The organism is Bacillus sp. CCNWLW194 (assembly GCF_037120585.1).
GTDB lineage: Bacteria > Bacillota > Bacilli > Bacillales > Bacillaceae_G > Bacillus_A > Bacillus_A basilensis.
Map to the genome: position 1 here is coordinate 268,437 of NZ_JBBBBL010000006.1, position 11,550 is coordinate 279,986.

The following is an 11,550-nucleotide window of genomic DNA, read 5'->3' on the forward strand; positions in this document are numbered from 1 at the left end:
ATGCGTAAAAATCCGATTTCTATTATTATTTCTATACAGCATAACATAAGAGTTTTACCTGAAATTTTGAAAGCATGTGAACAACTACAGCCTTTAGAAATTATTCTTACTATTAATGGATATATTGATGATTCCATTGATATTGCACAATCTTACAATTGTAAAATTATCACACTAGACGAACCGACAGAATCAAATAATTGTTATGTAATTGGTGCCAAAAAAGCAAAGGGTAAGTACCTCTTATTTTTAGATGCAAATTACATTCTCCACCCTTCCTTACTTATACAATTTCTTCAACCATTACTAGACGAATCAGCTGACGTAGTATTAAACAATTTAGATGATTTTTTTTATCAAAAGCAAAAGCCCACTATAGAAATGATTTGGCAGCAAGTCACGAATCATTTTTTTCATCGTCCAGATTTAAATGTTAACTCATTATTATTTCCTCCCTATGCAATAACAAAAGAAATTCTTGAAGCCATTACTCCAGAAAGTTTATTAAATCCGATATTGGCACAAATGAAAATTATTAAAAATAAATTTCGGATTAGCAATCATTTTAAAATTTCTATACCGCAAATCCCCTCCTTCCCCTCAAAACAACTCATTCGTTACCACCTAGAAGCGATTGGAAATTGGGTAAATATATTACAAGATCCAAGAGGAAACTATACTGATAATAATCGAAGGCGGGATATTATTTTAGAACTTCAAAACGGCGAACAAAGAGCTATACCCAAATTAATTACAGGTAAAGAGTTTTATTCGAATACTTATGGAAATAAACAATTATCTATCATCATCCCTGTTCAAAATGAAGAAAAAACGATAGAATCTATCATTTTTGAGGTGCAGAAATTAAAACCTTTAGAAATCATCATTATTGTTAATGGATCAACAGATAAAACAGAGGAATTGGCGAAGAATTGCGGTGCAACAGTTATTACTTACAAAGAAGCTCTCGGCATTGATACCGGACGTGCCGTTGGTGCATATTTTGCAAAAGGTGATATATTATTATTTATTGATGGTGATTTCTTAATTCCTAGTTCTGATTTATTACCATTTGTACAATCTGTTCAAGATGGAACCGATTTAGCTTTAAATAAATTAGAGCATTACTACATGTATCGTCTTCCTTATTCTATCGTGACTGCATGTAAGTATGCTGTCAACTTAGCATGTAATCGAAAAAATTTAGGTATGGGATCCACAATTGCTGTCCCTCATGCTTTTAGTCGAAAATGCATTGATACAATTGGGTTTGATTCACTTATTTCACCAACCTTAAGTCAAGTTAAAACAATTTTATCAGGCTTGCATGTACAAAAAGTCCATTCTGTCGATGTTGACAAGATAAATCGAGTTCGACCAGAAAAACACTTCTCACAGGAAGGCTACCTTTCATTAGCAACACAGCAAATTATTGGTGATCATATAGAAGCAATTTCTTACCTCATCGAACAAAAAAGAAACACTGAATACTTTTAATTGTATATCCTTACCACCAAATAATATATGAATTCATTTTAAATATATAGCAAAATAAAAAAGATGGTTTGTAACCATCTTTTTTATCTTTACATCAATTCAAAAGAAAAGTAGAAGGCAGGCTTTTCATTTCTGTATTTTTCTTAAGAAGTTTGAAAAGAGAGGCTTGTTAATGAAGATGCAACACTTAAATCATCATTTAGTGTAATTGAGAAACATGCAACTAATGGTAAAGTAATTACAATTGATCCACTAGGACTAATTACAATTGTAGGACTTGTCCCACATGCACCCCCACAATCCACTACAGCGTCAATTCCACTACTAGGGGTAATTGTAATTTTAAGGCATACATCAAAACAAACATTATTCGTAGTACATGCCATAACTCTCCCTCCTTTCTTTTAACAATATATGCAGTTAATTAAATTCGGACACGACTCTCTTACGAAATTTTATAAATTAGATGTTATTTCACTCTTAGTTTCATTGAAAATTAACGTTTTATTAAACTATCTAAATCAAATAAAAAACTCAAATCATCCTTTACTAAAATAGAAACACATGCAATAAATGGTATTACATTAAAATTAGATGAACATTCATCATTGCATCTTACGAATATTTCTGCTCCACCATTTGGATTGACTTTAGTTTCTAAACAAATATTAAAACAACTTTTATTGATGCAAGACAAGATATTCTCTCCTTTCTTATATTTAATATCAATTTATACAGAAATAAAAATATCGTTACAGCTTTATTCACTCTTTACTTTTCATACTTAAAATAAAAAAAGATAAAAGCTTCTTCATGTATATAAAGAAGCCTTTACCTTTTTGTTACTTTCTCATTTACTATTAGTCAGTGAAAAATGCACTTCATTTGTACCTGAGCTAAAAATAATATAAATTTTTGATTTTAGTTTCATTGCAATACTAAATATCGTCAAGTTGCTTAAATGAAATGTTTACGTTACTCATGCAATAGACAAATTTACCTTTTAAAATAAATCTTTAAAATCCCTATTCTTCAATAGATATGAAAGTCCTTCTAAATGATCCCCAGTAATTCTCAATACAGCTGGTGGATGCCCTATCGTTGCAAAATGCTCTTGTGGCCGAATACGGTTTGGTTTCATTACATCTACAAAATGGACACATTCGACTTTATATCCTTTTAATATTGCCTTTACTTGCGCAACACACGATGTGTGAAGTGTATCCCAGCCGATTCCCTCTAAACATTTTCTACTAATAGCATGAGGAACAGCAATTGTGGATCCCACTCCTAAATCTTTACGCTTACAAGCAATATTCAACATATATTTATATAAATTTACAATATATAGAGGAAATCTAAGATTTAAATTTAAATCGTTTAAAGCCATATCACCCCCATCTGCAACAGCCTTCGTTAATGGATGAAGATCTTTTGCTGGAATAGCAAAATCAGCATCAATAAAGAGAAGTATATCCCCTGTGGCTTCTTGCGCACCAATTGCCCGTCCTACATCATGCCCTAATGTTTCTTGATAAACAATTACTGTAGCTCCTAATTGCTTAGCAATTGCTTCTGTTTGATCTGTTGATCCATTAATTACAACAATTATTTCTTTCGGTTCAATTTTTCTTGCCTCAAGAATAACTTCATTAATCGTTGCTTCTTCATTTTGTGCTGGTATTATAATTGATAACTGTTTTCCATTATAAATAGAGGAATTCATTCCCCATCCTTTATGAAAAAGTGAATAATTCTTTTGTTTTTTTAGTTGCTCTATAACTTCTCTTTTTCTTCCTCCATCTGTATAATTACCTCTATCATCTTTTCCTTGTAACCAACTCTCTAAAACTTTTACATTCTCATTAATCTCACGTACTTCTAATTTAGTTAGTTTATCTCTATAGAAAGAGGTTTGATTTACATTTAAAGAGGTTTTAGTAATTGCTGAAGAAGTGTGTACTCGCCACCCTTTCTGAATAAGAGTTACTTGGGATAGAATAGGGTTCTGCAAGATATCATATCCAATGTCTTCAATTGCTTTTTTAGTAATAGCATATGGCATAGATAACATCGAATCATATTTTAAATCCATACGTCCCAATACATCGTTTACTATTTTTCTATACACCATAGCAATGCTTGGCCATTCTACTCTCATCTTTTCAAAACAGACAGAGTCTATGTTATTCAAAATTACATCCTGTTCCTTTTTTAGTAGCGGTTCTATAAATCGTTCTAATTCTACCGAAAAAATAACATCTTCTCCATTTAAAAATAAGACTACATCACCATTGGTGATTTTTGCCCCATGAACTGGTGCTTTCCATTTACTTTTCTCCTCAATCACAACAACGTTACTTTCAACAAATGTTGGTATAGATTGTATAGCACTCATTCTGTCATCAGCTACAATAATAATTTCTAGTGGTTTTATATGCTGCAATTTATTTAAAATCTGATTCAACTTCGATTTTTCTTCTCCTAAAACTATAACGACTGATAGGTCCACTTCTTTTTGTTCTTCTTTCACAGTCTGATTAGGCTTTACTTTTTTTATATATTCAATTGTTTCACTCTTCCCTACAGCTGCATGCCCTGCTTTTTTATCAAAATATAAGTCTATTATAATTTGATTTACTTTCGTGTCTTTATCAAGTTGCTCTAATTCAGAAATAAAAGGTAATAAATGATTTTGTACATCAAATTCACACGCGAAATTTTGCAAAAAATAAATATTTGGTACATATTTAATGTGATTAAAAAATTTCACAACATTAATTCTTTCTCCAAATTTCTCTTCAACTTCTTCTCTTGATAAACCTGGATAAGATAAATCGAAAACTAGATTTACCGGTACAGGTATCCATTTTATTAAATTTGTTTGCGGATTATTAATGAAAGCTGTGGAACCTTTAACAAATCCAGCTAAAATTAAAGACATAAATCCTCCCCCAGAACTTCCATAAAACAAGACATTTTTTGAATCAACTTTTAACTTTATAAATAATATTTCTAGAATATTAGCTATATCTTGTAAATAAAATCTATTTAACTCCCCCTGTCCCCAACCTAAAGATAATTTTCCAAGATATAAAGTAGGGTCATTATAATATATAACAGTATCTTCAAATTCATCCATCCAAGAATGTCGATGAAAAATAGGTGGACCAATTGGCTGTTCTTGAAACCCACCTGCTCCGGATCCAAAAACAATTGTGTTATCAGCATTGGGCTTAATACGAATTAAAAATTCATACGTTACTTTATCCCAATCAACCTTGAGTATAAATGGCTCCGAAGTTTGAAAATCCATTTGCCATAATTGTTCATATGGAATGTTAATTATTTTATACTGGTCTAACAGTTTAATCACCCTTTCCATCCATTTCGAGTTGTTCTATCAAGTAAGAGAGCGCTTCAACATGATCACCAATTATTCTTAATACTGCTGGAGGATGTCCATTTTGACTTACATTTTCCTTTAAACGAATTCTATTCGGTTTTACAACATCAACATAATGGACACATTCTACCCTATACCCTTGTAATATAGCTTTTACTTGTGCAAGACTAGGACATAGTAAAGTTTCCCATCCTATTGCATCTAAGCATGATTTACTCATTGCATGTGGAATAGCTACTAATGAGCCATTACTTAATTCTGGACGACCATATGCTAAATTAAGCATATATTTTACAATATCCACAACATAAAAAGGCGGATTGAGCATTGGATTCAAATCATTTAACGCTATGTCTACGCCATCTAAAACTGCTTTTGTAAAGTGATGCAAATCACTTCCTGAAACACTAAAATCACCATCAATAAATAAGAGAATATCTCCTGTAGCTTCAAGCGCCCCAATAGCACGTCCAACATTATGACCAAGTCGTTCGTTATATTTAATAATAGTGGCACCAAGTCTTTTAGCTATGTCAGCTGTATGATCTGTTGAACCATTTACAACGACAATTATTTCTAGCGGTTCTATTTTTCTTGCCTCAAGTATTACTTGTTCTATAGTTTCTTCTTCATTTTGCACCGGTATAATAACAGAAAGTTGCTTCCCGTCATAAATTGAAGAATACATTCCCCATCCTTGATGATAGGAAGGGTATTGCTTGGATTCACCTAGCTTTTGAATAATATCCCTTCTTTTTCCTGCATCAGTAAACCCTACTCTTCTTCCTTTTTTCTCTATCCATTTAGATATACCACTTAAATATCTTTCTACTTTCTCTTTTTCATTTTTTGATAACTCTTTTTTTATTAAATATCCTTCTTCCTCTATAGTCTCATCTTTAGATAATGTATTAATTGCATATTGATCGTTAATCCGCCAGCCTTGATTCACAATCTTCATATGAGATAAAACGATATCTTCCATATAATCAAAGCCGATATTTTCCACCACTTCCTTCGTAAGCGCATATGGCAATGAAAGTATTGAATTGCTTTTTAAATCTGGTCGTCTTAAGATTTCATTTAACATTTTTCTCCATACAATATCCATATTTGGACATTTACCTACTTCTATCAATTTATCTATTTTATTTAAAACTACATCGGCCTGATTTGTAACAATTGGCTCAATAAATCTCTGCATTTCATTTGTGGATAATGAAAAATTGCCATCTAAAAATAATAAAATATCTCCTTTTGCTGCCTTTATACAAGCATCATATCCTTGATAATGCGCACTATATTTGTTCATTAAAACACTATGACATCTATATTTCGTTGCTATTTCATACAATTTACTTTTATCATTAGGGGCTAAAATTATAATTTCAATTGGTTTTAGTTTCCATGCTGCGTTAATTAAATCTTCTACTAGTTGCTCTCGATCATTATACGAAATAATAACCGTTAACGATTTCATTACAATCCCCCTTTTTTACACATTATGTGGCATGAACCATCATTCATATGAACTTAAAATATTAAGTATTACAATTCACTCTAAATTTGCTACTTTATTAACATATTCAAAAGTGAACTATACTGTGTGAAAACAAACGTCTATTTTTGAAAATATAAGCTCTACACTTTCCTTCTTCCTCTTATAATTATGTGTTACAACTGTACCCATTAAATATATAAAAAGAGTCCTAATTTCTTTAGGACTCTTTTAAGTTAATTTATCAATTTGATTAATTTTATAATCTACATTTTCCCATGTTATACCTCTATCCGTTGTAGTAAATATTTCTTTTTTACTACACGCCCAGCCATTATGCTGATTTAAAAAATGTAAACAAAATACACTTTTTAATAATGGATTACTTGATAATTCAATCCATTCTAATCCTTTTTTCTTTATTTGATATACTCCTCCGTTTTCTCTATTTATAACCCAACCATAATGTGAACTAAAAAAAGATACGGCCACTTTACTAGTGTTCATCTTTTCATTTGAAATATGCCACGTATTTCCATTATCTAATGAGTAATTCATAAAAAATATATTATTATTTATTTTAGTTGGTATTGCTAACAAATTATTTTTATAAATTGCTTTGTAAGCCATGGAATTTCCATTAATAGTTCCTTCAATACTTGGAACATCTTTTATAGGGCTCCAACTTTTACCCCCATCTATTGTTTTGAATACCGTTGATTTTTCATAATTCTTTTGTAAAGAAATAAAACCAACTAATCTATTTATAAATGTTACACCTGAAATACTATCACTAATATTTATGTTTCTTATTACTTTCCATACTCTTCCTTTAGATTTTGTATAATACAAATTATGCTGAAATTTATTCGATTTAAGTTTTCTAGATAATATAATCCATATGCTCCCCATATTTGTGGCATGCATTTGTACTTGCACATCAGTCGACAGTTCCCAATTTTCTTCAATTGGTAAAATAAATTTTTTCCATTTCCCTCCTCTATTAACTGTATAAAATATGGCAGGCTCTCGATTATCATCTACTTTTGTTAAACCATACGCCCAAGAACTACGAGAGTTTATTGGATATACGGATAATATAATTGAATTAGGAGGATTGACAACATCCCACTCTACTCCTCCGTTTCGAGTAAATAAAATGGCTTGCTTATTATTTGAATGTTGAATACCAGCCCAACCAAATCTATCAGTCCTCATTTGTAAGGAAGTAAATCGAATATCATTATTCTCCAACATATCACCTCATTCTCATCATATATATATTGGTATGTTATTTTAAAAAAAACGTTCTATCATTTTTATTTATATCACCGATTTTTAACTATTACCTATATATCTATCTAATCTCTTTAATGAAGTTTTAATTTCTTAACTATTAAATGCATGCACTTTATTTCTTCAACCACATTTATATCAAAAGTTGAGAACACTTCATAATAATTCATACTAAAAAAAGCTATCTTATAAAAGATAACTTTTAATTTTTTATATTTAATTACATACAGGATATATCAAACTTTTACGAAATTGTTAAAGCGGCTACTGTAGCAATACAAGTAATAAATTGATTAACAAACGCGTCAATTTCTTCTTTCGTAATAATATATGGTGGCAGTAACCGAATGATATTCCCTTGCGTGACATCAACTAATATACCTTTCTCCATTAATTCTGCCTGTAATTTCTTCACATTTTCATTCGTATCATTCAAACTAATTCCAAACATCATACCAGCATGACGTACTTCCCCAATATAATAAGAATTTTCATTCTGAATTTCTTGCAATCTATCATTTAAATATAGTGACGTTTCATAAGCTTCTTGCATTAAACCATCTTCAATCAATGTATTTAATACCGTTAAACCTAAAGCTGTTCCCATTGATGAATGTGCAAATGTTGTGCCGTGATCTCCTGGTGAAAATACATCACATAACTTTTCACCTACAATAATTCCGCCGAGCGGTATCCCGCCTCCTGCACCTTTACCAATTTGAATAATATCCGGTGTAATCTTGAAATTTTGATAAGCAAATAGTTTACCAGTTCTCCCCATACCACTTTGCACTTCGTCAACTATTAGAAGTACATTGTATGTATCGCAAAGATGTTGAACGCTTTGCAAATATTCACTTGATAAAGGATAAATCCCCCCGCTTCCTAAAACAGGCTCTAGCATAATTGCAATCGGATTTTCATTTATAATTGTTTCTTCTAATTGCTCTATATTTTCACGTTCCACTTCATATACAGGAATCGATGTTTTAGGGAAATTTTGATATATACTTTCTTGTCTCGTAAAATGAAGTGCTCCTAACGTTCGTCCGTGGAAACTTCCCTTTAGAACAACTACTCCATTTCGTTCTTCATTCGAAATAGATCTATATTTATCAATTAATTTTAATGTCGTTTCTGTCGCTTCCGTACCAGAGTTCGTAAAAAAGACCTTTCCGTTTTGTAAAGAGCACTCTACTAATTTCTTTGCATACTCAATCGCAATTGGATTTAAAAAATGAAACGGTAGATGCAACGATTTCGTAACTTGCTCCATTGTCGCTTGCACGATTTTAGGGTGATTGTATCCTAATACGTTCACTCCGACACCAGAAAATAAATCTAAATACTCTTTACCATCCACATCATAAAGCTTGCATCCTTCTCCTCTTTCTATTGCTACTTTCGTGCGACAATACGTAGACATCATATATTCTTTATCTAATTGAAACCAATCCGACATTTTAAATTCCTCCTAGTTATTTTCCCTGTTTATTTATGCTCATTCTCTATAAAATCATGTATAAATTCATTTTTAAGATTGAAATTTCAAAAGTAATTTTCTTCCCGATATTCATTTTTCCATAATTTCTTCTATTTCAACAGGTCCACTACATGCGTGTTTTTTTCATCTAGCGGTCTTTTACTATTTTGAACTCTGCCTGTCATACATAATCAAGTCTATAAAATCATATTTAGTAACAATGGACAAAAAGATTTGGAGGCTATATTGATGGATGAAAACTATGATAAACAGAGGCAATCTTTACTAGGGAAAGACTTTAATGATAATGGAAAACGTAATGAACAAGCTATATTTCACTCTCAAACAGTTGGTTCACGTGGACCTGTTTTAGAGCAAGATAGTGTGCTTCACGAGGCATTACAAGAATTTATTCACGAAAAAATTTTAGAAAGACCTGTTCACGCAAAGGGTTTTGGTGCATTCGGTTATTTTCAAACGATCTATCCAATGTCTGAACATACTAAACTAAGTTTTCTACAACATTCTAATGAGAAAGTTCCTGTTATGGTGCGGTTTTCATTAGCTGTTAGTACGAAAGGAACACCTGATACTGCTAGAAATGTACGCGGTTTTTCTACAAAATTTTATACAAAAGAAGGTATTTTCGATCTATTATGTAATCACATTCCTGTCTTTTCTGTTCACGATCCGATGCGTTTCCCTGAAACAATTCAAGCGTTGTCACCTTCACCTAAAAATAACTTAATAGACCCTAATAGATTTTGGAATTTTGTCGCTAGAGCACCCGAAGCGATTCATTTCGTTGTCCGTCTGTACTCTGATGCTGGTACAGCCAAAAGTCTTCGCCGCATCCCAGGACATAGTGTAAATACATATGTTTGGAGAAATACTGAAGGTAAGCGAAAGTATGTAAAGTATCATTGGTATCCATTTGAAGGTGTACAATTCATTACTAGTGAGGAAGCAAATAAACTGGCTGCCGAAAACCCTGATTATAGCGGGAAAGATTTATATAATACAATTGAAAATGGTAAGCCAGTAGAATATGGTTTATACGTCCAACTCATGGACCCGAAAGATGAAGCACATCTTTCTTTCGATCCTTTAGATGATACAAAAATATGGGATGAAAAAGCGTATCCTCTCATACCAGTCGGCAAAATGGTATTAAATAAAAACCCTGAAAATTATATGGAACAAGTAGAAAAAGTCGCTTTCTCCCCTTCTAATTTACTGGACGGTGCAGAACTATCAGATGATAAAATGCTGCAAGGACGTGCTAACATTTATAGTGATTCCCAAAGAAGAAGAATTGGTCCTGAATTTCGTAAATTAGCAATTAACCAACAGCAAGATTGGACACCCGTTAATCAAATAACAAGCAGTGACGGAAGGTACGTTGAAGGTAAACTTGAAAGGACTTCTATAACGAAACAAGATGACTTTACACAAGCTGGTGAATTTTATACGAATTTACAACCAATAGAAAAAGAACATCTTGCTGAAAACTTAGCTAGTGACTTAAAGATTATTTCCGATGATATTAGAAAGATAGTTTTAGGGTATTTTCATACAGTGTCTGATGATTTGGTGAAAAAGATTGAAAGTGCAATGCAAAAGCTTTAAAAATAAATAAAAACGTCATTTTAATCATTAAAAATGACGTTTTTTTATGGCGAAATTACTAGGGGTTTCTATCGCTTCATTTACAACGATTAATGAAATTTTTCTCCTTCAAAGTTTCCTTTATTTCATTTTATATTATGGTACTCATTTCTCTTTTTCATATAATCTTTTTCACATTGCAACGGCTTGAATTTCACTTTTTTCCCTTTCTTCTTTTTCGTTTTTATAACGAGCCATTCCCCTTTTTCAACATCTAGTTTTAGACGTTTCATTACATTGATATTATCTTTTTCTTTATAAAGTAAAAATGCTTCTTGCGCACTCACAAATAAGCTAGGCTGCTCGCTAAATCCACCACTATCATAAATTTTAGTTAGCGAATTATAATAAGAATCATTTTCCCTTCCACCATACATCAAATGGGCAGCCTCCAAGTTTCTTTTACTAACTTCCCAAAAACTATGTTCATCAATATTTAAATTAAATGTGTTTTTAATGTCCTGCATTATATTCTTCACATGCTTTTCATCTCGAATTTTTCTTTCTTCAATACAATCCGAAGATAATTCCGGTGCATCAGATTGGGAATGCACAACGTGTTGTATTGATACACACAGAATAAATATGCTTAAAATGTATAATATTTTTTTCATATTTACATATCACCTCAAATGATTTATATACTATATCATTTGAGGCTTACAATATTCTTATGCTAGAAATGAGAAAGATCCTATAAAA

At 31.6% G+C, this 11,550-nt stretch carries 9 protein-coding genes; 2 read left to right on the plus strand and 7 right to left on the minus strand.

All coding sequences use genetic code 11. The features are described 5' to 3' along the window. A complete protein-coding gene (locus V7S50_RS16245) occupies positions 1-1,497 on the plus strand; it encodes a glycosyltransferase family 2 protein (RefSeq protein WP_242252801.1) in 1,497 nt (498 codons plus the stop codon). Positions 1,498-1,640: 143 nt separating this feature from the next. On the opposite strand, the gene V7S50_RS16250 is transcribed toward V7S50_RS16245, so the two are convergent. From V7S50_RS16250 to V7S50_RS16275, 6 genes are all read right to left on the minus strand, one after another. Beyond that, positions 1,641-1,883: a hypothetical protein gene (locus V7S50_RS16250; RefSeq protein WP_242252799.1), complete on the minus strand. Its 243-nt coding sequence runs from the start codon at positions 1,881-1,883 to the stop codon at positions 1,641-1,643. A gap of 110 nt (positions 1,884-1,993) precedes the next feature. Then, on the minus strand, positions 1,994-2,194 hold the full coding sequence (locus V7S50_RS16255) for a hypothetical protein (RefSeq protein ID WP_309258976.1): 201 nt from the start codon (positions 2,192-2,194) through the stop codon (positions 1,994-1,996). A gap of 306 nt (positions 2,195-2,500) precedes the next feature. After that, positions 2,501-4,813, minus strand: coding sequence for a glycosyltransferase (locus V7S50_RS16260; RefSeq protein ID WP_252209278.1), 2,313 nt, complete (start codon positions 4,811-4,813; stop codon positions 2,501-2,503). A 52-nt stretch (positions 4,814-4,865) separates the two neighbouring features. Next, positions 4,866-6,383, minus strand: coding sequence for a glycosyltransferase family 2 protein (locus tag V7S50_RS16265; RefSeq protein WP_242252797.1), 1,518 nt, complete (start codon positions 6,381-6,383; stop codon positions 4,866-4,868). Positions 6,384-6,632: 249 nt separating this feature from the next. Then, entirely contained in the window at positions 6,633-7,655 is a 1,023-nt protein-coding gene (locus V7S50_RS16270) for a VPS10 domain-containing protein (protein ID WP_242252795.1), read from the minus strand. A 286-nt stretch (positions 7,656-7,941) separates the two neighbouring features. Beyond that, complete coding sequence (locus V7S50_RS16275; RefSeq protein ID WP_242252794.1) at positions 7,942-9,159, minus strand: aspartate aminotransferase family protein; 1,218 nt, start codon at positions 9,157-9,159, stop codon at positions 7,942-7,944. A gap of 270 nt (positions 9,160-9,429) precedes the next feature. On the opposite strand from V7S50_RS16275, the gene V7S50_RS16280 reads away from it, so the two are divergent. Further along, positions 9,430-10,809: a catalase gene (locus V7S50_RS16280; protein WP_242252792.1), complete on the plus strand. Its 1,380-nt coding sequence runs from the start codon at positions 9,430-9,432 to the stop codon at positions 10,807-10,809. A 125-nt stretch (positions 10,810-10,934) separates the two neighbouring features. On the opposite strand, the gene V7S50_RS16285 is transcribed toward V7S50_RS16280, so the two are convergent. Beyond that, the gene (locus V7S50_RS16285) at positions 10,935-11,462 is read right to left on the minus strand and encodes a hypothetical protein (protein ID WP_242252790.1); all 528 of its coding nucleotides are present in this window, start codon (positions 11,460-11,462) and stop codon (positions 10,935-10,937) included. Between the last annotated feature and the right edge of the window lie 88 nt (positions 11,463-11,550).